Origin of the sequence: Actinosynnema sp. CS-041913, assembly GCF_050942485.1 — a bacterium.
In the GTDB taxonomy this organism is placed as follows: Bacteria; Actinomycetota; Actinomycetes; order Mycobacteriales; family Pseudonocardiaceae; genus Actinosynnema.
Genome location: NZ_CP192037.1, coordinates 732,704 through 756,347 on the forward strand (window position 1 = coordinate 732,704; position 23,644 = coordinate 756,347).

The 23,644-nt window shown below is 69.1% G+C and carries 24 protein-coding genes; 15 read left to right on the forward strand and 9 right to left on the reverse strand.

Translation table 11 applies throughout. The annotated features are described in order from the left end of the window. The first annotated feature begins 81 nt into the window (after positions 1-81). Complete coding sequence (locus ACQPZF_RS03665) at positions 82-417, forward strand: hypothetical protein (RefSeq protein ID WP_433268215.1); 336 nt, start codon at positions 82-84, stop codon at positions 415-417. 70 nt (positions 418-487) lie between these two features. On the opposite strand, the gene ACQPZF_RS03670 is transcribed toward ACQPZF_RS03665, so the two are convergent. After that, positions 488-1,687, reverse strand: a complete 1,200-nt coding sequence (locus tag ACQPZF_RS03670) for a helix-turn-helix domain-containing protein (RefSeq protein ID WP_433268217.1) — start codon at positions 1,685-1,687, stop codon at positions 488-490. A gap of 571 nt (positions 1,688-2,258) precedes the next feature. On the opposite strand from ACQPZF_RS03670, the gene ACQPZF_RS03675 reads away from it, so the two are divergent. Continuing rightward, positions 2,259-2,594: a hypothetical protein gene (locus ACQPZF_RS03675; protein WP_433268219.1), complete on the forward strand. Its 336-nt coding sequence runs from the start codon at positions 2,259-2,261 to the stop codon at positions 2,592-2,594. A 113-nt stretch (positions 2,595-2,707) separates the two neighbouring features. Here the strand turns inward: ACQPZF_RS03675 and ACQPZF_RS03680 are convergent, their stop codons facing one another. From ACQPZF_RS03680 to ACQPZF_RS03700, 5 genes are read right to left on the reverse strand one after another with little or no spacing between them, the layout of a single operon-like run. After that, entirely contained in the window at positions 2,708-3,724 is a 1,017-nt protein-coding gene (locus ACQPZF_RS03680; RefSeq protein ID WP_433268220.1) for a protein-L-isoaspartate O-methyltransferase family protein, read from the reverse strand. Then, on the reverse strand, positions 3,721-4,161 hold the full coding sequence (locus ACQPZF_RS03685; protein ID WP_433274420.1) for a lasso peptide biosynthesis B2 protein: 441 nt from the start codon (positions 4,159-4,161) through the stop codon (positions 3,721-3,723). The genes ACQPZF_RS03680 and ACQPZF_RS03685 overlap by 4 nt, the downstream gene beginning before the upstream one ends. Positions 4,162-4,163: 2 nt before the next feature. After that, complete coding sequence (locus tag ACQPZF_RS03690; protein ID WP_433268222.1) at positions 4,164-4,439, reverse strand: PqqD family peptide modification chaperone; 276 nt, start codon at positions 4,437-4,439, stop codon at positions 4,164-4,166. Beyond that, entirely contained in the window at positions 4,417-6,234 is a 1,818-nt protein-coding gene (locus ACQPZF_RS03695; protein ID WP_433268224.1) for an albusnodin/ikarugamycin family macrolactam cyclase, read from the reverse strand. Before ACQPZF_RS03695 ends, ACQPZF_RS03690 begins: the two co-directional genes overlap by 23 nt. A 54-nt stretch (positions 6,235-6,288) precedes the next feature. Continuing rightward, positions 6,289-6,459 (reverse strand): lasso RiPP family leader peptide-containing protein, encoded by a 171-nt coding sequence (locus ACQPZF_RS03700; protein WP_433268226.1) that lies wholly within the window; start codon positions 6,457-6,459, stop codon positions 6,289-6,291. A 230-nt stretch (positions 6,460-6,689) separates the two neighbouring features. Here ACQPZF_RS03700 and ACQPZF_RS03705 point away from each other — a divergent pair, with 230 nt between their 5' ends. Both ACQPZF_RS03705 and ACQPZF_RS03710 read left to right on the forward strand, forming a co-directional pair. Beyond that, positions 6,690-7,313, forward strand: coding sequence for a NucA/NucB deoxyribonuclease domain-containing protein (locus ACQPZF_RS03705; protein ID WP_433268228.1), 624 nt, complete (start codon positions 6,690-6,692; stop codon positions 7,311-7,313). After that, positions 7,313-7,825 carry a hypothetical protein gene (locus ACQPZF_RS03710; RefSeq protein ID WP_433268230.1) on the forward strand — a complete coding sequence of 171 codons (513 nt, stop codon included), beginning with the start codon at positions 7,313-7,315 and terminating at the stop codon, positions 7,823-7,825. The genes ACQPZF_RS03705 and ACQPZF_RS03710 overlap by 1 nt, the downstream gene beginning before the upstream one ends. Positions 7,826-8,186: 361 nt before the next feature. Here ACQPZF_RS03710 and ACQPZF_RS03715 read toward each other — a convergent pair whose 3' ends face one another. After that, positions 8,187-8,699: a hypothetical protein gene (locus tag ACQPZF_RS03715; protein WP_433268232.1), complete on the reverse strand. Its 513-nt coding sequence runs from the start codon at positions 8,697-8,699 to the stop codon at positions 8,187-8,189. Between the two features lie 312 nt (positions 8,700-9,011). On the opposite strand from ACQPZF_RS03715, the gene ACQPZF_RS03720 reads away from it, so the two are divergent. From ACQPZF_RS03720 to ACQPZF_RS03750, 7 genes are all read left to right on the forward strand, one after another. After that, positions 9,012-9,656, forward strand: a complete 645-nt coding sequence (locus tag ACQPZF_RS03720; protein WP_433274422.1) for a Crp/Fnr family transcriptional regulator — start codon at positions 9,012-9,014, stop codon at positions 9,654-9,656. A 39-nt stretch (positions 9,657-9,695) separates the two neighbouring features. Next, on the forward strand, positions 9,696-10,418 hold the full coding sequence (locus ACQPZF_RS03725; RefSeq protein WP_433268233.1) for a hypothetical protein: 723 nt from the start codon (positions 9,696-9,698) through the stop codon (positions 10,416-10,418). A gap of 115 nt (positions 10,419-10,533) precedes the next feature. After that, entirely contained in the window at positions 10,534-11,340 is an 807-nt protein-coding gene (locus ACQPZF_RS03730) for a PIG-L family deacetylase (protein WP_433268235.1), read from the forward strand. 126 nt (positions 11,341-11,466) lie between these two features. Continuing rightward, complete coding sequence (locus ACQPZF_RS03735) at positions 11,467-14,448, forward strand: UvrD-helicase domain-containing protein (RefSeq protein ID WP_433268237.1); 2,982 nt, start codon at positions 11,467-11,469, stop codon at positions 14,446-14,448. A 143-nt stretch (positions 14,449-14,591) separates the two neighbouring features. Continuing rightward, on the forward strand, positions 14,592-15,902 hold the full coding sequence (locus ACQPZF_RS03740; protein ID WP_433268240.1) for an alpha-lytic protease prodomain-containing protein: 1,311 nt from the start codon (positions 14,592-14,594) through the stop codon (positions 15,900-15,902). Positions 15,903-16,172: 270 nt separating this feature from the next. Beyond that, positions 16,173-16,733: a TetR/AcrR family transcriptional regulator gene (locus tag ACQPZF_RS03745; RefSeq protein WP_433268242.1), complete on the forward strand. Its 561-nt coding sequence runs from the start codon at positions 16,173-16,175 to the stop codon at positions 16,731-16,733. A 16-nt stretch (positions 16,734-16,749) separates the two neighbouring features. Next, positions 16,750-18,645: a serine/threonine-protein kinase gene (locus tag ACQPZF_RS03750; protein ID WP_433268244.1), complete on the forward strand. Its 1,896-nt coding sequence runs from the start codon at positions 16,750-16,752 to the stop codon at positions 18,643-18,645. Positions 18,646-18,780: 135 nt separating this feature from the next. Here ACQPZF_RS03750 and ACQPZF_RS03755 read toward each other — a convergent pair whose 3' ends face one another. Further along, the gene (locus ACQPZF_RS03755; RefSeq protein WP_433268246.1) at positions 18,781-19,164 is read right to left on the reverse strand and encodes a DUF2000 domain-containing protein; all 384 of its coding nucleotides are present in this window, start codon (positions 19,162-19,164) and stop codon (positions 18,781-18,783) included. A gap of 110 nt (positions 19,165-19,274) precedes the next feature. On the opposite strand from ACQPZF_RS03755, the gene ACQPZF_RS03760 reads away from it, so the two are divergent. From ACQPZF_RS03760 to ACQPZF_RS03770, 3 genes are all read left to right on the forward strand, one after another. After that, positions 19,275-19,733, forward strand: a complete 459-nt coding sequence (locus tag ACQPZF_RS03760; protein WP_433268247.1) for an Lrp/AsnC family transcriptional regulator — start codon at positions 19,275-19,277, stop codon at positions 19,731-19,733. Between the two features lie 213 nt (positions 19,734-19,946). Continuing rightward, the gene (locus tag ACQPZF_RS03765) at positions 19,947-20,987 is read left to right on the forward strand and encodes a hypothetical protein (RefSeq protein ID WP_433268249.1); all 1,041 of its coding nucleotides are present in this window, start codon (positions 19,947-19,949) and stop codon (positions 20,985-20,987) included. Then, positions 20,971-21,234 carry a hypothetical protein gene (locus tag ACQPZF_RS03770; RefSeq protein ID WP_433268251.1) on the forward strand — a complete coding sequence of 88 codons (264 nt, stop codon included), beginning with the start codon at positions 20,971-20,973 and terminating at the stop codon, positions 21,232-21,234. The genes ACQPZF_RS03765 and ACQPZF_RS03770 overlap by 17 nt, the downstream gene beginning before the upstream one ends. Here ACQPZF_RS03770 and ACQPZF_RS03775 read toward each other — a convergent pair. Then, positions 21,185-22,756 carry a dolichyl-phosphate-mannose--protein mannosyltransferase gene (locus ACQPZF_RS03775; RefSeq protein ID WP_433268253.1) on the reverse strand — a complete coding sequence of 524 codons (1,572 nt, stop codon included), beginning with the start codon at positions 22,754-22,756 and terminating at the stop codon, positions 21,185-21,187. The two genes, ACQPZF_RS03770 and ACQPZF_RS03775, sit on opposite strands and share 50 nt — an antisense overlap. Positions 22,757-22,771: 15 nt before the next feature. On the opposite strand from ACQPZF_RS03775, the gene rsmI reads away from it, so the two are divergent. After that, complete coding sequence (rsmI, locus tag ACQPZF_RS03780; protein ID WP_433268255.1) at positions 22,772-23,626, forward strand: 16S rRNA (cytidine(1402)-2'-O)-methyltransferase; 855 nt, start codon at positions 22,772-22,774, stop codon at positions 23,624-23,626. Positions 23,627-23,644: the final 18 nt, after the last annotated feature.

Consider the following 23,644-nt stretch of genomic DNA (forward strand, 5'->3'; position numbering starts at 1 on the left):
GCCGCTCAGGGAGAAGCGGCACCGGACCCGCACGAGGCACGTCCGGCCGGTCGACCATCGGAGGCGTGCAGAGAGGCAGTCGTGGACAGACAACCCATAGTCAGGGTCATACCCGACCTCGACGTGCCGTTCCGCCTGTGGACCCATGAAGACGGAACTCAGACGATCGACTTCCGTGCAGGCATGACCCTGTGTGACTCGATCGCCAATTTGATCAACGAAATCTCCCGCCATCGCGAGCTGGGCTGCCTGCTCTGCGTCATAGCCGTACTGCAAGCCGCAGACCCCAGCCTAGATGCCGACGAAGCCGCCTCCATCGCACGCGAAATCAGCGGCACCAGGCGCAACACTGCACAGAACGCCGACCGCGCCTCAGTTCAAGACGACCGCCCTGATATGGCAACGCGCACTACCTGACACGTCGGATCATCGAGGAACAGGCCACTCCTGCTGTTCGCCACACGTACTCGGCAGGATCGCCTGAGAACTACACCGTTTGCAGGATCCCCATACGTTCAGCAAGACCACGAAGCGCACGGCCTCCGGCATCGCGGTGTGCTCGGTTCAGCATCTCGGCGATGATTTCCCGCGCCCAGATGCTGTGACTGGTACGAGTCGGCCCGAGTTTCAGAGCCTTCCTGAGCAGTTGAAGGACGTCACTGTCATGTCCGCGAAGTTTGTGCAGTGCGCGTGCGTGGTCGATAAGGAACGCGACTTTCCGGGACCGCGCCGGGATGTCTTCGATTCGCACGCGGGCGGCAACGTCGGCAGCGCGAACCGCGTCATCCGCTTCGAGCGCGATAGAGATGCGCCACAGGTCCACGTTGGTGCGGGAGTACGCGAGGAAGAAGGCGTTGGTGCCGGGTGTGTGGGCCGCCAGTTCGGTGGCCTCGCGGAGGGCTTCCTCCGGGTTGCCGGTTTCCAGTACGCCCGAGCAGAACGCGGCCGTCAGGATCGAGGTCCCGTAGACCTCGATCGACTCGGGAGTGCTGGTGTCGAGCAGTGAGGCGGCCTTTCGGGCCAACTTTTCGGCTCGTTTGTACGCACCGAGTCCGACGAGTGCCTGTGTGCGCGCGAATTCGGCGGCGGCGATCCAGAGCGGTTCGTCGAGTTTGACTGCGGCTTCGTGTCCGCGTTCGGCCGCCACCCATGCGAGGTCGACTGCACCGAGGTTTTTCACGAGCAACGTCGTAACCTGCGCTGTCTGCACGATGTTGCGGAGCGCGTCGCGTCGTTGATCGCCGCCTTCCGCCGAGACGGCGTGCAGGTCGGTCAACAACGTCGGCAGCGCCCGGCCGACATCGACGTACCGGCACTCCTGTCGCCACTCGGCGAGTTGCCTGGTCTCCTTGGACAGTTCGGCGGGTGCTCGGCTTGGAGGTTCGTCGCTGTCGTCCAGGCTGGTACTGATCAGAGCGTGCCGGATGGCAGGAAGCGTCCCCTGCGCCTCGCTGTCTGCGGGATCGACCAACACGTGCTTCACGCCGAAGTCGGCGACGCTGCATTCGAGCGCCTTCGCGAATGCCGTCAGCGTCGAGCGCCGTTCGAGAGGTGCCACCCCGTTCTCGATCCGGGACAGGTACCCCTTGGTGAACCCCGCTCGCTGGGCAACCACTTCCAGCGACAGGCCGCGCATCCTGCGGATGCGGCGGATCTCCTGCCCGATGCCGAGGCTGTCCGTCTCCATGACAACCACGGTACGGCTCGCCCATCCGGGTGGTCTACCGCGAGGTTTCATCCTAGGAAACTTTCGCCCATCTGCCGCCCCTAGCGTCTCTGCGTGTACTCAGGAGTGCAGGTTGGGAGTCGGGGCATGTCGAAGCAGGACGCCGAGGTCGAAGGCGACGCCGGTTCCTCCGAGCTGGCAGGCGCTTCTCCGGCGTTGCGAACGGCGGTCGGGATCTCTCCCCGGACTGCCGTCGTGGGGGGGCGGATCGCTGCACCTTGCGGAGGGGACGACGGTCCGCTCCCCACTGAGCCCGACTGCGGCCAACTACGCCGAAGGTCTGGGACGGCCAGTCGCGATAGACGCGAGCGACACCATGGTGGAGCCCGGAAGTGTGATTGTCGCTTTGGCGATGCCCTCAATGGCCGCTTCTTCGTGCGTGCCCGAAACGATCGAGCGTTGATTTCCGGGATCGCGTATTGGTGACCTATCTACCTAACGGAACGGGTGAACGTCGACCATCAGGCTCGGGCTGGGGCGTGCGCTGTTGTTCGTGCGCGCTCCGGCCCGCCATTAACACGGGAGAACCCCGATGGAAAGTGCTGAGTTGATCGACCGGTTGAGGCATGAGAGCGGCTTTCATGCGTTGCCGTTGCTGGGTAACACCGGCACGGTGGCCGGGCTGCACCTGACGAGATTCCTTCCGGGCGGCTACCTCGACGTCGTGCAGGCGTGGGGTGTGAAGTGGGCGGTCTTCGCGCGGTTGCACAACACCCTGGACAGCGCAGCGCCGTTCGAAACGGCACCACAGGTGAAGGGCGTGAGCGGGACTCTGGCCGAGATCGCGGCTCCCCTTCTGTCTCTGACACCGACTCCACGACACGTGCTGGAAGCCAACGCCGACAACAACAACATGTTGGCGGGATAGACCCCTCGGACGCAGCAGCACACCGACAAAACAGTGTGCACTCATCCATCTTGCTGCGCTCGATGTGGAGGAGCGGCGGGACCGTGATGCAACACGGTCCCGCCGTTTCGTTGTCAGCTCACGTCGCGCAACGTGGCTCGAACAGTCCACCCGTCCGGGCCTTCCAGGAAGTTCGCGTGCAGTGCGTTGTGGCTCGGCTCGCCGCGCTCGTACCAGTCGCCGACCAACTCGGCGAGCAGGTCGCGTGCCTCGCCGGTGCCCGCCGAGAGAAGGGCGCCGGTAGGCAGGATGACGGCGATGCTGTCAACCAGACCGACTCCGATTCCCCAACCCCAGGACGTGCCGAGGCTTGCGGGCGTGGCGGTGCCGGCGAGCACGAACGCGTTGAACGCCTGCCACTTGTCACGGCCCACCGGCAGGAAGTCCGGACGCGGGACCGCGATGTGGGCCTGGTCCAACAGGCGCTCGGCGACCGCGCGAGGCTGGTCGTGCAACTCGTGGGCGCTGATCCACCAGGGAGGCGCGCCCTCGGTCACCACCGACGCGTTGACGAAGCGCTGGGGCAACGCCAGCTCGGTCACGACCTCGGGCGCCATCTCGATGAAGTTTCCGGGCCGGACGTCGACACTGCGAATCCCGTCGCGGATCTCGCACCTGATCAGCACGTTGGCGCAGGCGATGTCGGCGATCTTGACCGGGGTGACGATGATCCCGCCCAGCGCGGTCTGGTCGACCCACGCCGCCGGAAGCACGTGCGGGGTGGTCCACCCCACGATGCGATCGAACGGTGCACCCGTGTTCCAGCCCTCGAAGCCGTCCGAGGCGTAGACCTCCACGTTGCCGTGCCCGGCGTCGGTGTGCAGGCGTGCGGCCCTGGCCACCAGCAGTGGGTCGATGTCGATCGACACCACGCGTCCGGTCTCGCCGACGATGCGCGACAGCAGAGCCCCGGAGTAGCCGGATCCGGTTCCGATCTCCAGCACGCGGGCACCGGGCCGCAGGTCGAGCATGGCGAGCATGTCCCGGATGCGGCTGTCGGCGGTGCTCTGCGGGACGGTGCGCCCGTCCTCGGTCTTGACCCAGGCGTCGTAATCCACGGTGGCGGCTGCCGCCGTGACGGTGTCGGTCACGAGCTGATCCCTTCGTTGGTGTGCGGAGAAATGACGAGCAACCGTTGATAGGTCGTCGTCGTGGGTGGTTCCCCGAGTGGTTCGCCGGCCCTGCCGGTCAGCCATGCGTGGGCCTCGAACGGCGGAGTACGAAAGCCATGGCACCACGTCACGCTGCGACGACGACAGCCCAGCAGCAGCACGGCTCCTAGTGACCGCTCAAGACACGCGATCCGGAACGGCACGAATCGGGCTCCCGAGTCGATAGCCCGCAGAACGCTCAACACCTCGCGGTCTGTCGCCGGTCGTGCCGTCTGCCGCGCCAGCCACCGCGCCAGGGAAGTCGTCCAGGCGAACGGAAGCACGCGCAGCGCGAATCCGACGAGCAGACCCGCACCCGCGCCGAACGCGGTTGCGGCCGGCGATGGGTGGTTCCGCCGCCCCGTTGCCATCGGCATGCTCACCGTTCGACCCTCACAAGGCTGGCGTGGTCCAACCGGTCCACCAACAGGTTCAGGTCGGTGCGGACCAGTTCGATGTCAGCGTCGTAGTACGCGGCGACGGCGAGGGCAGCGGCGTCGGTATCGCCGTCGTGCTTGACCAACTCCGTCCAGATGACGGTCGCTGTCGGGTTGCACTGGTGCATCGTGCCGGTTGCCTCGCACAGCATGATCAATGCGCCGTTGTCGGTGGTGGCAGTGGAGACGCCCGGTTCAAATCGCACGCGCACGCGCATCGCCCCGTTCGTCACGTCCAGTGTTTGTCGGAGCGGTCGCGTGGTTGCGCAACCACACCTCGGTACTGACGATGGTGTCCAGCGCGCCGAGCGGGACCGGCAGCCCGGCCGCGCCTCGTTGGATCGTGTGCCTCACCGCGGTCTCGTCAACCAGTCCCAAGTCGGCGAGGCACGAGCCGGTGAACACCTCGCGCAGCATGTGTTCGTTGCGCTGAAGACCCCGGTAGGCCACGGCGCTGTAGTCGCCCTTGGTGTTGCGCTGGGTCAGGCGCGTCGGCACGACATCCACTGCGCCGACGCCCAGCAGCGGTTTCATGCGTCCTGGCGTCGTGCGGACCGAGGCCCGCACCGACCAGCAGGCGCGCACGACTTCGTCGTCCAGGTAGGGCGCCTGGTGGTTCACCCCGAGCGTGAACGCCAGATCCCCGTACAGGCGCTGCGTTCTGCTGAACGTGTTGAGCGCTAACCAACTGACCGCGTCCCCGGTCCCGAATCGACCGGGAACCACAGGCTGGGCGTGCTGGTCGGCGTGCCGGCGCAGACGAGCGGCCACGAGAGCGCGGGCGTCGGGCGTCATCCACTCCGCCACCCTGCTGTGCCCCAGCCAGGAAACAAGGTCCACCCAACCACCCGACGCCCGGTTTCCGGCGGTCAGACGGTCCGCCTCTGCACGCAGTGCGTCCCGGTAACCGGTGAACGCCAGCGTGAGACCTGCTCGCGCCAGCGCCTGCGGTGACTGATTGCGCAACGAGGCCCAGCCGGTGACGTGCCGCCCGAACTCCCGCAACCGACCGATCTCCACCAGGTCGCCGAGGTAGGCCGGAAGCGCCAGCAGCACCCCGTCTCCACCGTCACCGCTGAGATGCAGATCGGAACCGACCTCGGCGATCCCGCGCAGCCACCATGCCGCACGACTGGCGTTCGCCGCGTGAGCGGCCGGTTCATCCAACGATGGAACCGCGTCCAGATCGGAGAACGGCACAACCCGATCCGGCACCATCCACAGCAGGTGCTCAAGGCCCGGCGAATGTCTTGCCACCTCGGTAGCGGTCTCCACGTCGTCCACGCCCGGTACCACCAAGGTGATGGCCGACACCGATGCGGACGGCACACGGGCGGCCAGCGCCGCGACCGTGGACGAGTCCCACCCACCGCTCAGGTCAACGGTGGGGCGTACAGCAGACCCGACGCGGTTCCCTACCGATTGGCGCAGCGCGCTGCCCAGCAGGTCACCGCCCTGCTGGAGGTCGTCACCCGGTTCGGGCACGCTGGCCAGCGCACGAGTCCTCACCTCGCCCGCACGCGAAACATGCAGCACCCAGCCGGGCCGCAGCGCGCTCACTTCGCACCACGGCGTGCCCGTCCACCACACATCCGACGCGTTCGGCACAGCCAAGCGCGTCGCCAACCACTCTCGTGACAGCGAACCGTTCACAATGGACGCCAGTTGGCTCGCCTGCGAGCCGAGCAGGAGCGTTCCATCCGCAGTACGCGCGTGGAACACCACGCGCTGACCGGCAAGATCGCCGGCCACAACAACGTCATCTCGTCTCGCCGCGATCACCACGCAACTACCGCTCACGGACGTCAACGCCGTCACGTCGTCATTGCCCACTTGACGGGCGACGTTCAGCAGTTCGTCCCGTGAACGGGAGCAGTGACCCAGAACCAGCAAGGAGCAACCGGGCGACTCGGCCCGGCGCACGGTGTCGGACGGCCCGGACCGGCCGTGCCAAAGCCGCAAGTCCGCGACGTCGACAACCGACCAGTCCGAACCGATGCCCGCTGGTGTCACGTGGTGAGAGCTACGGTCGGCGAGACTCGCCAACCACCGCACCACTACCGGCGATCAGTAGTAGTACGAACCCATGTCGGCAGTGTCGTCCTGTGAGGTGCCGTTGGTCAGCGTGACGACATCTCCCAGCTCGATCACCTGCGGCGTCTGGTAGGTCGTGGTCGTGTTCGACCCGCTCGGGGTCAACGTGCCGGCCTGCATGGCCATCCTTCCCCGTGCACTCATCCGCCGGGAATCTTGACCAAGAGGCGTGATCATGGCAAGCCGTCTGCCGATCCGTTACCCATTTGGGCTACCGAAGTCCTGCCACCGTGCACGAAGCGGAATCACTGATCCCGCAATTGTGCGGCAAAGTGTGGAGGGCTGGGCCGTTCGATGGCTGTCGGTCAATCCCTCAGGGTGTCTCGTTCGCGGCGTGCCACACTCGCATCGGATGAGTGCACGTAGGGAGAGGCGTGGCAACCAAGTCGACAACCGGCCTCCTGCTGCCACTGGTACTCGTCGCCGCAGGAGTGATTTTCTGGCCACAGATCCAGGACAACGTCGGAGAATTGCTCGATGGTGTAACCGGTGGTATGGAAATCCTCGGTGAAGGCGAGACGCGGTTCATGGTGTCCGCGAGCGCGGCCGGACAGGTAAAGAAGTGCACACCGCAGCAGAGCCTGACGGAACAGGCTTGCGACGACCTGAAATTCGTGATCTTCGACGCCGCTCGGATGCCGTTCATCACGCAGAACATCTCCGAGGCATGGCGGGAGGGCAAACCGGGAGTCCTGACCAAAGACTCCGCCGCCGAACCCGAGAACCGAAAACACGTCTGCCTGAAAACCTTCCCCAGGGCCCACGGTGGCCAGTGCGACGAATACCCCTTCGCAAGCACCCGTGAAGGGGGACGAGGGGCCCGCGAGATGGAGGTCCCGCCACGGGAGAACGCCTGCCAGGGCGGAACCCTGCGCGCCCAGTACGGTACGCGTGCGATCAAAGACGGCGACACCTACCTGGTGGTCATCATCCACCCGGACCAGATCGCCCAAGGCCCGTACCAGGGAACGGACATCGCGAAGGAGCCGACCTGCTGATGAGTCAGCCAGCGACCTCCACGGACCTGGAAGTCGAGATCAACTACAGCCAGGTCTACATCTACTCCGTCGCCCCCTGGGAGAACGACCCGAACGGACACAACGCCGTCGTAGACGCCCTCAACGATGCTCACGAATCAGGAAGACACGTGGGCCTGGCCTCCGGTCTCGTGGACGTGCTCACCCCGGCGGAATGGAACTTCGCCGCACCGATGCGGGTCGAGACCTGGGAAGCCGAACCGCCCGCCGACTTCGACAACTGGGACCACGTGGTCGACGTAGACCTCGACATCCCGAACGGCAAGCTGATCTTCGAAGGCTCCGGCGGTCGCCCACCGATCCCGTGCGACGTGCCGCCCGGCCGCTACCGCGCCCGCCTGGCAGGCCGCGGGTACGACCTCACGAAAGCAGGCACGGAAGGCATGGACGCATACCGCGTCCAGCTCTGGCCCCGCACATCCGACGATGCGCCCAGCCTCAGAAAGTCCTGGTCGGGTTGGGATACCCAGTGATCAAGTGGTGAGCGAAGGGTGAGGAGGACGGCTGATCCTCCTCACCCTCTCACCTAGTTGGTGCCACGGGGACCAACGGCTTTGATCAGCAGTTCAGGCCCTTGAGCAGCCACAACAGAGTTCTCATGCTGTGTACTCAGGTCCACGGTTCTCGGGGTGAGGTGTGTCGACGGAAAGCGTCGGCCTTCTCGCCCCGGTCGTGTTTGTGGGGGTGCGACTCCCACGCCCCGCCCGACGGGCTTCGCCCCGACCCCGTGCTGTGGTTGCGTTGGGTGGTTGGGGTGGCGGTGGTTGGCGAGAGGGACGACGTGGAGCCTTGTCGGCTGAACTGTGGCCCCGTCGCTCTGGCAGGTCCGTTTGGTCAGTGGGGGCTGGTGAACGGGCGCACTGCCTCGTTGAGTCGGTTGACCGCTGTCACGAAGTCCGTTGCGGGCAGTGCGACGGCGAAGCGCCACCAGTCGGCTGGTTGGTGTCGGTAGCCGACGGATTGCCTCAGGGCTGTCTCTCGCCGATTGCCCAGTGGGCCCACGAGGTAGATGGCCGCACTCTTTTCTCGCACGCCCGCCAGTCGCAGTGGATGCGCCTCGAACGACACGACCTCGTTCCACGGCACCACTTCGGCGCGCTTGGTCGCGTGGTAGAGCAGGACGCCTTGCGGGCCGATGTGGACGCCTGCCCGTGCCGCCCGCCACGCCAGGGTCGTGAGCCCGCCGAGGAACACGAACGCGAATGCCACCCCCGACCACGAGGTCACGCGGTCGGCCTTCGCCACGGCTAGCACGGCAACCACGAGCAGGAACGCGCCGCAGCAGATCGCCATGACCACCGTCCCCGACAGTTCGCCGTGCGGGACGACCCGCCGCCACTGCCCCATACCTGGAGCATCCGTTGGCAGTCGGAGCCGGACAATCGGCCGAACGGACGATCTGGTCACGCGGGTGGCCTGGGTGGTCGCACCGCTCGTCGGGGTGGTGGGTGGTTGTCCCGGTTATTTCGGGATTTCGAGTGGTGGTCCGTGGTTGTAGTTGACGTAGGTGGCTATTTTTGGCAGGGGGCGTCGTGTTCAGGCGTTGAGCGGTGTGCGTCGGCGGGTGGGGCCGTGGGCGGGGGTGGGGTGTTGGGCGAGGTGTTCGCCGCTCGGGTGCGGACCGCTGATCTGCGGGCTCTGTTGGAATCCGGGCGGCCGGTGCGGTATGCGGCCGGTGATCATCTCATGCGGCAGGGGGATCCCGGGGACTGTGTGCTGGTCCTCAGTTCCGGGCACGTCAAGGTGGTGGCTCGGGACGGGGCCGGGCATGACCGGCTGTTGGGTATTCGGGGACGTGGGGAATTGCTCGGCGAGATGTCTTGTGTGGACGGGGAACCGCGGTCGGCGTCGGTGGTCGCGCATGATCCGGTGTTGGCCACGAAGATCGCCAAGGCGAAGTTCGTCGGGATCATCGGTGAACGGCCTGAGTTGGCGCGCGAGGTGGTCCGGCAGGTGTCGGGGCGGTTGCGGGCCGCCGAGCGGAAGCAGTCGGAGTTGACTTCGGACACTGTGGAGACCCGGGTCGCGCGGGTGTTGGCGGAGTTGGCCGGGGTGTTCGCCGAGGACGGTGGTGGGCGCGGGGTGTCCGTGCCGTTGGGACAGGAGGAGCTGGCCCAGTTGGCGGCGGCGGCGCACGTGTCGGCGCAGCGGGCGTTGCGGGGGCTGCGGGCTCGGCGGCTGGTGGTCACCGGGTACGGGAAGGTCGACATCCCGTGCCTGCCGTGCTTCGTCGCGCTGTCCGGTCTGAACCGGGGGAAAGACGTCACCGGATGTGGTGGCGTGGGGGTCTGCCCTCAAGGGTGATCACATCCGTTCCCCTCCGACCCGCTCAAGAGAGGCAACGTGAGCCCACTCGCACTCGCCCGCACGGTGCTGCGGTTGGATGTCGTCGGCTCCAGTGCCGGCGGACGCGACAGGCAGGTGCTCCTGGACCGGGCGCTGGAGTCCGTTGTGGACCTGGCCTTCGACGCGGTCCGGGATCCCCGGTATCCGATCGGCCGCTCGTTCCGGCGGGCGGACGGGGACAGCGCGACGCTGGTGATCGACGCCGGGATCGCCAAGGCGTGGATCGCGGCGGACTTCGTGCTGCGCGAGATACCGATCGCGTTGGGTGACGTGAACCGCGCCGTGAACGCCGAGCACCGGCTCCGGCTGCGGATCGCGATCGACCACGGCGAGACGGTGATGGACGTGCCGCACGTGGGCGGCGACCCGGTGGTGGCGACCGCGCGACTGGTGGACGCGCCCCGGTTCCGGCAGGCGCTGGCGGACGCGCCGGAGCGGGACCTCGGGCTGATCGTGTCCGACCGGTTCTACTCCGAGGTGGTGCGGCGCGGGGAACGCGGCCTGGACCGGATCGAGTTCCGGCCGATCCATGTGCCGGGCAAGGACTTCCGGCGGCTGGGCTGGATCTGGGTGCCTCCCGGGGAGGAACCGGCGCACCGGCGGGCCCGGGGGGTGAAGCCGGAAACGGCGTCCGTGAAGATCGCGGACGCCGTTCGTGTTTTCCGGGCCGGTGCGCCCGACGTGCTGCTCGGGCTGGTGCGGTCGGACGACCGGGAGTGAGCCGTGGTGGGTCTCGGCGGGTTGACGGCGCATCCCGACACTGCTTCGCGACCGCACGTTTGTATCAGGCACCGGAGTAGGGCCTCTTGTTCTACAGTGCGGACGGGGAGGCCGAGTGACGACCACGGTGAGCTTCGTCGCCCATCAGGACGACGACCTGCTGTTCATGAACCCGGACATCCTGTCCGACGTGCAAGCCGGTTACGACGTGTGGGTGGTGTACCTCAGCGCGGGCGACCTTCCGTGTGGGGAAGGGTTTCCGGCTTGCGGGATGGATTACGCGGATATGCGGATTCGCGGGGAGCGGGCCGCTTACGCGAGGGCCGCTCGGGTCGCGAACCGGTGGACGTTCGAGGCGTTGACGCTCGGTGGGCACCAGGTCGCCACCAACACGCTGGACGGCACCAGGGTGCGACTGGTCTTCACGTTCGTCCACGCCGCCGGCGGCAGCGACCAGACCGGCGACCTGGCGCGGATGGTGTTCGACGAGTCTTTCGTCGCGCACCCGATCGACGGGCGTGACCCGTACACCCGGGCGTCGTTCGTCGGGATGTTGCGCGACCTGCTGGGTGTGGCGGGGCCGGACTACATCCGCACGCTCAGCACCGTCGGGCACCGGGAGGGGGACCTGGACCACGTCGACCACGTGTCCGGGGCGATCCTCGCCGCGCAGGCGGATCTGGACGAGCACGGCCGGACGTGGATCCGGCGGGACGAGTACGACGGTTACGTCATCCGGCAGCGGCCGGAGAACTGGTTCGGGTACTGGCGGGACGAGAAGACCGCCGTGTGGAACGCCTACAAGCCGCACGACCCGAGTCTCGACGTGTGGAGCTGGAACAACGTCATGGGCCGGCAGTACCGCGAGCGGGTGTTCGAGGTGGGAGATCCGTGGACGCCGCCGAGCGACTTCACGGCGTAGCGCACCGGGCGCTGCCGAGCGGTCTCGCGGCGTAGCGCACCGGATGACGCCGGGCGGTCCCACGGCGTAGCGCACCGGGCGCCACCGAGCGACTTCACGGCGTGACGCACCGCTAGGATCGGCGCGGTGCGCTTTGTGGCCGATCTCCACATCCACTCGAAGTACTCGCGAGCCTGCAGCCGGGACTGCGACCTCGAACACCTGACCTGGTGGGCGCGGCGCAAGGGGATAACGCTGGTCGGCACCGGCGACTTCACCCACCCCGCCTGGCACGACCACCTGCGGGAGAACCTGGAGCCCGCCGAGCCCGGCTTGTTCCGGTTGCGCGCCGACCTGGACCGGGACATCGACCGCACGCTGCCGCCGTCGCTGGCCGCCGCGCCGGTGCGGTTCATGCTGTCCGTCGAGATCTCCACCATCTACAAGCGCGGCGACCGCACCCGCAAGGTGCACCACCTGGTGTACATGCCGGACCTGGACTCGGCGGCGGAGTTCAACCGCAGGCTCGCCAGGATCGGCAACATCGGGTCGGACGGGCGGCCCATCCTCGGGCTGGACTCGCGCGACCTGCTGGAGATCACGCTGGAGTGCGGCGGCTACCTGGTGCCCGCGCACGTCTGGACGCCGTGGTTCGCCGTGCTCGGCTCGAAGTCCGGCTTCGACGCGATCGCGGACTGCTACGTCGACCTGGCCGATCACATCTTCGCCGTGGAGACCGGCCTGTCCAGCGATCCCGAGATGAACTGGCGGGTCTCCGGGCTCGACCGGTACCGGCTGGTCAGCAACTCGGACGCGCACTCGCCGCCGATGCTCGGGCGGGAGGCGACCGTGTTCGACACCGGGCTGGACTACCACTCGGTGAAACGGGCGCTGGAGACCGGTGACGGGCACGCCGGGTCGATCGAGTTCTTCCCCGAGGAGGGCAAGTACCACGTCGACGGGCACCGCAAGTGCGGCGTGCGGATGGAGCCCCGGGAAACGGTGGCGCACCACGGGATCTGCCCGGAGTGCCGCAAGCCGCTGACGGTCGGGGTGCTCAGCCGGGTGGAGGAATTGGCCGACCGGCCCGAGGGGTTCCGGCCGGACGGGGCCGCCGGGTTCCGGAACCTGGTGCCGCTGCCGGAGATCATGAGCGAGATCGTGGGCACCGGGCCGAAGAGCAAGAAGGTGCTGGGCGAGATCGACAAGCTGACCGCCGCGCTGGGGCCGGAACTGGGCATCCTCCAGGACGTGCCGGTGGACGACCTCGCGGCGCACTCGACCCTGCTGGGCGAGGCGATCGGGCGGTTGCGGCGGGGCGAGGTCGTGCGGGACGCCGGGTACGACGGCGAGTACGGGGTGATCCGGCTGTTCGAGCCGGGCGAGCTGAGCAGGCGCAGCGCTTCCTTGTCGCTGTTCGAGTTCGCGCCCGCCGAGCCGGTTCCGGCTCCGGTGCGGGTGCCCGTCACCTTGGCGCAGTCCACTGTGGACACTGTCGAGGAGGTTTCCCCCGGCGGCGCGGGGACGTTGCTGGACGGGCTCGACCCGGAACAGCGGGTGGCCGCTTCGTCCGAGGGCGGGCCGCTGCTCATCATCGCCGGGCCGGGCACCGGCAAGACGCGGACGTTGACGCACCGCATCGCGCACCTGGTCACGGAGCGCGGTGTGCCGCCGGAGGAGTGCCTGGCGATCACGTTCACCCGGCGCGCGGCCGGGGAGATGGCGGAACGGCTCGTCTCGTTGGCTCCCGCGCACGCCGATCGGCTGACCGTGGCGACGTTCCACTCGCTGGGCGTGCGAATCCTGCGCGAGCACCACGCGCTGGTCGGGCTGTCGCCGTCGTTCGGGATCGCGGACCCGGAGCGGCAACTGGAGGTCGCCGTATCCGTTGCCGGCGAGGAGAAAGAGGCCCGGCGGCTGGTCGCCGAGGGGGACGAGCAGTACAAGAAGGCGTTGCGGGCGCAGGACCTGGTCGACTTCGACGACCTGATCGCGTTGCCGTTGTCGTTGCTGGAGAACGACTCCGCGCTGGTGGCGGCCTACCGGGCGCGGTTCCGGTGGGTCTCGGTGGACGAGTACCAGGACGTGGACGAGCGGCAGTACCGGCTGCTGCGGCTGCTCGCTCCGGCGGACGGCAACCTCACCGCGATCGGCGACCCGGACCAGTCGATCTACCGGTTCCGCGGCGCGGACGTCGGGTTCTTCCTGCGCTTCCAGGAGGACTTCCCCGGCGCGCGGGTGGTGCACCTGACCCGGAACTACCGGTCGAGCGAGCAGGTCGTGACGGGCGCGTTGCGGGTCATCTCGCCGTCGACGCTCGTGCCGGGACGCGAGCTGCGGGCCATGGGGTCGCACGGCGACGCGTTGATCGGCGTGCACCACGCGGCGTCCGAGCAGGCCGAGGCGGTGTTCGTGGCGCGGACCGTGGAGCAGGTGCTGGGCGGTGCGTCGTTCCACGCGTTCGACAGCGGCCGGGTGTCGGCGTCCGAGGGCACGCAGGGCCTGGGCTTCTCGGACTTCGCGGTGCTGTACCGGACGGATCGGCAGTCGCGGGTGCTGGTGGAGGCCTTGACGCAGTCCGGCCTGCCGTTCCAGAAGCGCTCGCACGACCGGCTGGCGGACCGGCCCGGCGTGTCGCGGATCGTGCGCGGACTCGGCTTCGCGGCCGGGGACTCCGTACTGGACCGGGTGCGTGCGGTGGCCGGAGAGGACCACGCGGCGTACGAGCTGCTCAAGCCGCTGGCAGTCGAGTGCGGCGCGGATTTCGAGCGGTTCCACACGACGCTGGCGCTGGGGGTGGAGGTGGACACCTGGGATCCGCGCGCGGACCGGATCTCGCTGCTCACCCTGCACGCGTCCAAGGGGCTGGAGTTCCCCGTCGTGTTCATCGTCGGCTGCGAGGACGGCCTGCTGCCGCTGCGTTGGCCGGGCTCCGCCCAGGACGACGAGGTGGACGAGGAGCGGCGGCTGATGTTCGTCGGCATGACCCGCGCCCAGCGGCACCTCTTCCTCAGCCACACGACCGGGCGACCGCGGTCGCCGTTCCTGGACCACCTCGGGGAATTCACGCGGATCGGTGATGTCAAGCCGAAGCGGAAGAAGCGGGGCACCCAGCTCAGCCTGCTGTGATGCGGTCCACCAAGATCACAAGTGGACTGGACCATAACCCGGAGGTATGACCGTACTGGCATATCCGCCATCTCCCTCAGCCGGCTAGCGTCGTCCGCACGGCCCCGCATTCCGTAGTCACCACCCCTGCAAGGAGACAGCGGATGACTCGACGCATTGCCGCCGCAGTCGCCGTGGCGGTCCTGAGCGCTGCCGGTATGGCAGTCGCCCTGACCACCACCGCGACCGCCGGTCCACCACCGACGCAACAGGAAGAAACCGGTCTCATCGCCGCGATGGCGCGAGACTTCAAGATCACTCCCGACCAGGCCCGCGCCCGGCTCGCCCGGGAAGCCAAGGCGGCCACCACCGAGCACACCCTGCGTCCGCAGCTCGGCTACGGCTACGCGGGCTCCTGGCTGAACGACGACGCCACCGAACTCGTCGTCGCGGTCACCGACCAGGCGCAGATCCAGGCGGTCAAGGCCGCCGGCGCGACGCCGAAGGTCGTCAAGCGGAGCCAGATCCAGCTCGACGGGCTGAAGGCGAAGCTGGACGCCAACCGGAACGCGCCCAAGGACGTGCCCGTCTGGTACGTCGACGTGAAGACCAACTCGCTGGTCGTGCTCGCCCACAACGTGGACAGCGCCAAGGCGTTCGTCAAGGCCAGCGGCGTCGACGAGGCGGACGTGCGGTTCGAGCAGTCCACCGAGAGCCCGCGCACGCTGATCGACGTGATCGGCGGCAACGCCTACTACATGAGCGGCGGCGGTCGCTGCTCGGTCGGCTTCTCCGTGAACGGCGGCTTCGTGACGGCCGGCCACTGCGGCCGGACCGGCTCCGGCACCACCCAGCCGACCGGCACGTTCGCCGGCTCCAGCTTCCCCGGCAACGACTACGCCTGGGTGCGGGTCGGCGCGGGCAACACCATGCGCGGCCTGGTCAACCGCTACCCCGGCACCGTGCCGGTGAAGGGCTCCACCGAGTCGTCGGTCGGCGCGTCGGTCTGCCGGTCCGGCTCCACGACCGGGTGGCGCTGCGGCACCATCCAGCAGAAGAACACCTCCGTGACCTACCCCGAAGGCACGATCTCCGGAGTAGTCCGCACGAGCGCCTGCGCCGAACCCGGCGACTCGGGCGGCTCGTGGCTCACCGGTGACCAGGCCCAGGGCGTCACCTCCGGCGGTTCCGGTAACTGTTCATCCGGTGGCACTACGTACTACCAGCCGGTGAACGAGATCCTCCAGGTCTACAGCCTCCAGTTGGTCATCGACGGCACGCCTCCAACCAGCACGACAGGGCCGACTACGACCAGCAGCAACCCCGGTGGCACGACCTGGCAGCCAGGCGTCGCGTACGCGGCCGGCTCCAACGTCACGTATGACGGCGCCGGGTACAGGTGCTTGCAGGGGCACACGTCCCAATCAGGCTGGGATCCGCCCGCGGTGCCTGCCCTGTGGGAGCGCGTGGACTAGCGGCAAGCTTCACGCGCGGGGGAGGGGTCCGATTCGCGTCGGGCCCCCCTTCCTCGTCGCGTATCCCGGGGATGACGGGGCGTTTGCGGAGGCGCCCCGCCCCCACTTTCTCCCGGCCCGCTCCGACACCGCCCAGGTGGTGTCGTGGCGGGCCGGTGGCGTGCCCGCGGTCGGGTCCGGGCCTGCCGTCGGCGGTCCGGACCTGCCGCGTGTCCCCTTCTGCAGCGGCCACTACGGAAAGGTCTGTAGTGGTCGTTATAAAATACTGCCGTGGCAGGGCGCAGACGTGGGTTCGACCGGGAGGAAGTGCTCGACCAGGTGACGCGCGCGTTCTGGCGCGCGGGCTTCGACGCGACCTCCGTGGCCGATCTCACCAGGCTCACCGGGGTGAACCCGCCGAGCCTGTACGCGGCGTACGGCGACAAGAAGGCCCTGTTCGGGGAGGTGGTCGAGCGGTACCGGCGGACCTACGGCGCGTTCACCACCCGGGCCGTCGACGAGGAGCCGACGGCCCGCGCCGCCGTCGAACGGGTCCTGCGCGAAGCCGCCGTCGAGTACACCGACCCGGAACGCCCGCGCGGCTGCCTCGTGTTCAGCGCGCCGGAGCTGGGTGATCTGCGGGCCGCCGCGGTCGACGCGATCGAGGCCAAGATCCGCCACGACATCGCGGCCGGCGTGCTCTCGGCGGACGTCGACGCGCACGGGCTCGCCGTGTTCGTCGCCGCGACCGTACGAGGTATGTCCGGGCTCGCACGCGATGGCGCGACCCGGGAAGAACTCGCTCACGTTGCCCGTGTGGCGATGTCGGCATGGCCCGCACCCGTACCCTGAGAGGCGACGAGAAGGGGTGGTGGAGGGCGTGGAGCTGGCCGAGTCCCTGCTGGCGTGGCTGCACGGCTGGACCGCCGTCCCGCTCTGCCCCGGCGACTGGGCGTGGACCACGACGGCGCTGGGCGCGTTCATCGGTCTGCTGCCGACGGTGGCGGCGCTGCTGGCGATCACGGTCCGCCGGGTGGTCGGCAACTCCTACGGCCCGGTGACCGGCGCGATCTTCGCGGTGCTGGGTGTGACGAGCACCCTGGTGCTGCCGTGGGTCCTGTTCTCCGGTGCGTCCACCGTCCTGCGCACCAGCTCGATCGACGGCGTCGAGTCGCTGGCCGACTCGCCGTGTTACGCGTTCACCCAGCACGAGTACCTGGTGGGCGCGCCCTCGATCATCACGGCGTTCGGCGACGGGCCCGGCTCGGTGTACTTCTACGCGGGTCTGGCGACCGGCGTGCTGGCGCTGCTGAGCCTGATGTTCGTGATGCTGCAGGCGGGTTCGGCGTTCCGGCTCGGTCCGAACTGGCCGCGCCGGGTGTTCTGGCCGCCGTTCCTGGTCCTCCTGGTAGCCACCTCGGCACTGCCCGTGACGCTGGTCGGCCACCTGCTGCTCGGGTTCTTCCCGATTGCGTTGATCGGCTCACTGGTGGTGCGGGTTTTCGGGTTGACTACCGCCATGCTGAACCGCCCCGGTCGGGACCGCGGCAAGCCGGCCGCCGCCCAGCCGCCCGCCGCGTCGTCGCGCAACAACCCGCCGCCGTACCAGGGGCCGCCGAAGCCCCCGCCGTACCAGCCGGCACAGGTCCCGCCGTACCGCCCCGTGCCGCCGTACAACCCGAACCCGCCGCAGACGCCGGCGCCCAAGCCCGTGCCGCCGCGGCAGTACCCGCCGACGCGCATCGCCGAGGTGCCGCCCGCGGAACAACCCGGTCAGCAGCCCCGTCCGACGCGGGTCGAGCAGCAGCCCGCGAAGCTGGCCGACACCCCGGGCCCGCTGCCGTTCGGCCCCGGCGCGAGTGCCGCGACGCCCGCCCCGACCGCGTCCGACAGCAAGGTGTGGAACCCGGCGGGTGGCCGGTTCCGACGCGTCCGGCAGTTGGGGCGCGGCGGTTTCGGCACCGTGTGGCTCGCCGTGGACACCCAGCTCGACCGCACGGTCGCGGTGAAGCTCGCGCACGCGCCGGACAACGACACCGAGCAGCGGATGCTGCGCGAGGCGCGGGCGCTGGCCGCGGTGCGGCACCCGAACTGCGTGCGGGTGTTCGACATCGTGCAGGACCCGGACGGGCTGGCGATCGTCATGGAGTACATCGACGGCCAACCGCTGTCCGACGTGGTGCTCAAGAGCGGGCTACTGCAGGACACGCTGGCCGCCCGGCTGTGGGTGAACATGGCCGACGCCCTGGTGGCCGCGCACGAGCAGGGTGTCCTGCACCGGGACGTGAAGCCGTCCAACGTGATCGTCGACGGCGGCGGCACGGCCCACCTGATCGACTTCGGCATCGCCCGCTCGAAGGGCGACAGCACGCTCACCGCCACCGGGATGATGGTCGGCACCCCCGACTTCCTCGCCCCGGAGACGGCCCGCGGCGAGGCGGCCAGCCCGGCGTCGGACGCCTGGCAGCTTGCCGCCACCGTGAGCTACGCGCTGACCGGCCACCCGCCGCGCGGGTCGCGGGAGAACCCGATCTCGTCGCTGATGGCCGCCGCGCAGGGCGAGCCGTGCGTGAAGCTGCCGCAGCACAGCTCCCACCACCGCCTGCTCACCACCGCCCTGGACGCCGACCCCGCGCGCCGCCCGTCGCTGGCGTCGATCCGGTCCGAGCTGGGGTCGTGGCTGTCGCGGGCGGGCGTGAGCAAGGAGGGTCCGGTCACCCGGCTGATCGACCGGCCGGAGCCGCCGACCCGTCCGGTGCGCTGACGTTCTTCGTGGCAAGCCGGCGCCGGCCGCGACCCAGGCGATGATCGCGGCCGGCCCGGTTGGCGAGTGCGGGCGACACCCAGAGCGTCGGGCCCGAGCACCGCGCCTGGGTGCGTCGCGGTGAGCTTCATGCCATCAGGGGAGCTTGCGGGTCAGCTTGGTGACCACGGCGCGGGGGCCGTAGAGCGCGACGGCGACGAACTCCGGGTCCGACGTCGTGCTGAGGTCTTCGAGGTAGGCGTCGTAGGCACGGGCCCGCCGGGCGACCTCGGTGAAGCCGACGGCCGTGACGCCTTCGGCCCGGTGCAGTGCTTTCAGGTGTGCGGCGTCGGCGGTGAGCACGGGGACCGGGTGGTCGGTGATGGCGAGGTGCGTGGTGCCGTCGGCGTCCTTTGCGTCGTCGCCGAGGATGTGGGGCAGTCTCGCGCCCAGGCTGAGCCCGAGGACGACGGCCGCGTTGGCGGCGAGGTTCGGGGGTAGGTCGGCCCGCAGGACGAGGGCGATCTTGGTGGGCAGCACAGTTCGGTCCCGTTCATTCGATCGGTGGAATGCCCTGGAAGGTAGTGAGCTGAACGCTGCTTGCGGTGTTCACCCGAACTAAATTCGGCACGGTCTGCGATGATCGCCGGATGGACGAACTAGATTCGGCGATCATCCGGCATCTCCAGACAGATGCCCGGCTGACGAACCGGGAACTGGCCAGACGCCTGGGCGTGGCCCCGTCCACCGCACTGGAACGCGTGCGGCTGCTGCGCGAACGAGGCGTCATCAGGGGCTACCACGCGGACATCGACCTGACCGCCCTGAACCGCCCGGTGGAGGCCTTCATCGCCTGCCGCGTCCGACCGCTGAGCCGGGCGGTGATCGACAACTTCAAGGCGGCGCTGACCGGCCTGCCGGAGGTGCTGGCGACCTACGTGTGCGCGGGCGACGACGATTTCCTGATCCATGTCGCGATCCAGGACCTGGAACACCTGCACGAATTCCTCATCGACCGGCTGAGCGAACGCCGGGAAGTGCTGAGCTTCCGCAGCTCGATCATCTTCGAGAGCACCCGGAACCCGGTGCTGACCGAACTGCCGGGCTGATTGCACTGCGGCGAACGGGTGAACGCGCCGCCGTGCGGTAACGAACGCTCCGGCGCGATCGACCTACGCGATGATTCGTGTAACCGGGTGTGCGCAGCGAGGTGGCCGATGTCGTCCGAGGAAAACTGGCATGCCGCGAGATTGATTCCCACTTCGGGTATCAATGGCGCCGAAGAACAGGAGCGCCGGGCCACTTCGGCATTGCTCGCGGTCATGTCGGCGGTCCGTGAATTCGGTCGGGCGCTCACCCAGCCGCTGGGCGCTCCGGCCGCCGCGGTGCAGACCTTCATCGAGGTGCCGTTCGACCTCGACGGCAGGAAGTTCATCCCGAACGGCCTCGTCCGGGTGACCCGGGGACAGCGGACGTGGACCGCGTTGGTCGAGGTGAAGACCGGGGCCAACGAGCTCCAGCGCGAGCAGTTGGAGAACTACCTGGACATCGCGCGGGAGAACGGGTTCGACGCACTGATCACCGTCTCCAACGAGATACCCGCGCTGCCGGGACAGCACCCGACCGCCGTAGACCGGCGCAAGGTGCGGAAAGTCGCCCTCCACCACTGGTCGTGGACGCAGGTGCTGTGCGAGGCCGTGATGCAGAAGGAGCACCGGGGCGTGGCGGACCCGGACCAGGCCTGGGTGCTCGGCGAGCTGATCAGGTACCTGGAGCACCCGCGGTCCGGTGCGATGGCCTTCGAGGACATGGGCATGTCGTGGGTTCCGCTGCGCGAGGCGATCCAGGCGGGCACGTTGCGCGCCACCGACAAGTCCGCGTCGGAGGTGGCGCTGCGGTTCGACGCGCTGATCCGGTTCGCCTGCCTGCAGTTGGGTCGCCGGCTCGGCACCGAGGTGACGCCGGCGCTGAGCCGGAAGGAGCTGGCGGAGCCGCAGCTCCGGGTGGCCAAGCAGGTCGCGCAACTGGTGGGTGAGGGACGGCTCGGCGCGGGCGTCCGGATTCCCGGCACGGTCGGCACGCTCCAGGTCACCGCCGATCTCCGGGCCGGTCAGGTGATCTGCCACGTCGATCTCGACGGGCCGCGGGAAGGGCGTGCCACGACGCGGGTGAATTGGCTCGTGCGGCAGTTGAAGGACGCGCCGGAAACGCTTCGGCTGGAGGCGTTCGCATTGCACGCCAGGGGCGCGGGCGCGGCGGAGCTGCTGCGCACGGTGAAAGCGGATCCGGCGGTGCTGGTGGTCGATCCGGCGCGTGAGATCCGGGGTTTCCGGGGTGGCCCATTCGGTGCCGTCCGGCAGTAAGCGCGGCACCGGACGGAATTCGTTCATCGACTCCGTGCTCGGCGCGGTGACGGGGTTTTACGAGGACGTCGTGCAGAACCTCAAGCCGTGGGCGGCGGCACCGCCGCGCATCCGGTCGGAGGAGTCGTTCACGCCTCCGACCGATGTGCCGCCCGCCCTGGTCTCCACCGCGCCCTCGTCCCAGGACGGCCCCGAGGTCAGCGCCAGGACGGCAGCCAGCGTTGGGCTTCCCACATCTCCGGCGTGATCGGTATGCCGTTGAGGATCGGCCACAGCCACACGAAGTTCGCCACCACCAGCCCCACGTACAGGGCCACGACGAGCAGACCGGTGCCCCGGCGTTCCTTGCCGGACGACGCCGAGCCCAGGATCTCGCCCAGCGCGAGCACGATGCCGAGCACCAGGAACGGAGCCATGGGCATCGCGTAGAAGTAGTACATCTGCCGGTCCACGTTGGTGAACCACGGCAGGAAGCCCGCGCCGTACCCGACCAGCACGGCCGTGTAGCGCCAGTCCAGCTTCGCGATCGCCTTCCACAGCGCCCACGCCAGCACGGGGAACGCCAGCCACCACATCGCGGGCGTGCCGACGAGCATGATCGCACCGATGCACGACGCCGCGCCGCAGCCGGTCACCGCGCCCTCGTAGTAGTAGAGCATCGGGCGCAGGCCCATGGGCCACGTCCACGGCTTCGACTCCCACGGGTGGCGGTTGGTGTCCGACGTGACCAGGTTGGTGTGGAAGTCGAGCACGTTGCCGCTGTAGTACCAGAGCGCGCGCAACGGCGCCGGGATCCACGAGTCCGCGGGGATCTTCACGCCCGCCACGTGCCGGTCGATCGCCGTCTCGCTCGCGAACCACGACCACCACGTCGCCAGGTACGCCAGGACCGGGATGAGCAGCAGCGCGAACAGCGACGGCAGCAGGTCCTTCGCGAACGCGCCCAGCCACGGCCGTTCCACGCCCGCCGACCGCCGCGCCGTCGCGGTCCACAGGACCGACAGCACGCCGAAGAACGCGATGTACCAGGCGCCCGACCACTTCACGCCGCACGCCAGGCCCAGCGAGACACCGGCCGCGAACCGCCACCACCGGAACCCCAGCGACGGCCCGAACACCGAGTTGTTCACCCAGCCCTCGCGCACCGCCACGGCCAGCCGCGACCGCACCTGATCGCGGTCGACCACCAGGCACGCGAACGCCACCACCACGAAGAACACCAGGAAGCTGTCCAGCATCCCCATCCGGGACTGCACGTGGCTCAGGCCGTCCGCGATGAGCAGCACGCCGGCGATCGCGGCGAGCAGGTCCGACCGGGTCAGCCGGCGCGCGATGCGCACCACCAGCAGGATCGTGACGGTCCCGGCCAGCGCGGCGGCGAACCGCCAGCCCACGCCGTCGTAGCCGAACAGCCACTCGCCGAGCGCGATGAGCTGCTTGCCCAGCGGCGGGTGCACGATCAGCTCGTAGCCGGCGTTGTCCTCGTACCCGCCGTTGCGCAGCACCTGCGCCGCCTGCGGCACGTAGTGCTTCTCGTCGAAGATCGGCGTGCCCTTGTCGGTCGGGAACCCGAGGTTCCAGAACCGCACCACGCCGCCCACCAGGGCCACGGCCAGCGTGACCAGCCACCCGCGCAGGGCGTTGGACAGCGGTCCGGGTTCGAGCTGTTTGGCCCGCTCCTCGCGGTCGTTGCCCGGAGGCGGGCTGGTCGGGGGCAGCTCCCCGACGTCGACCACGTCGTCTGCGGACTGCGGTGCGATCAGGCTCACGGGCCCGATCGTAGGGTGAAGGGTGTGAGACCTGTATCGGGATCAGGCCGTCTGGTGCTGGCCGCTACTCCGCTCGGCGACATCCGAGACGCTTCGCCACGCCTGGTGGACGCACTCGCGACGGCCGACGTGGTGGCGGCCGAGGACACCCGCCGCCTGCGGTCCCTGGCCGCCGCCCTCGACGTGACCGTGGGCGGGCGGGTGATCAGCTTCTACGACCAGGTGGAGACCAGTCGCCTGCCCGGTCTGCTGGAGGCCCTGCACGCGGGGCGGACGGTGTTGTTGGTGACGGACGCCGGGATGCCCAGCGTGTCCGACCCCGGCTACCGGCTGGTGGCGGCGTGCGTGGCGGAGGACCTGCGGGTCACCTGCCTGCCGGGGCCGTCCGCCGTGACGACAGCGCTGGCCGTGTCGGGCCTGCCGTCGGACCGGTTCTGCTTCGACGGCTTCCCGCCGCGCAAGCAGGGTGAGCGGCTGCGCTGGTTCGGCGCACTGGCTTCGGAACCTCGCACGTGCGTCTTCTTCGAGTCACCGCACCGGCTGGCCGCGACCCTGGCGGACGCCGCCGCCGTGCTGGGCGCCGACCGGCGTGCGGCGGTGTGCCGTGAGCTGACCAAGACGTACGAGGAGGTGCGGCGCGGTGGGCTGGGCGAGCTGGCCGAGTGGGCCGCCGGCGGGGTGAAGGGCGAGATCACGGTCGTGCTCGCGCCGGCGGAGGCCCGGGAGGGGCCTTCGATGGAGTCCCTGGTCGCCGAGGTGAAGCAGCGGGTGGCCGACGGCGAGCGCCTCAAGTCGGCGGCGGCCGAGGTCGCCGAGGCGGCGGGGGTGAGCAAGAAGGCCCTGTACGACGCCGTGGTCAGCGGTGGCTGACCTGGACCGGTGGTCGGT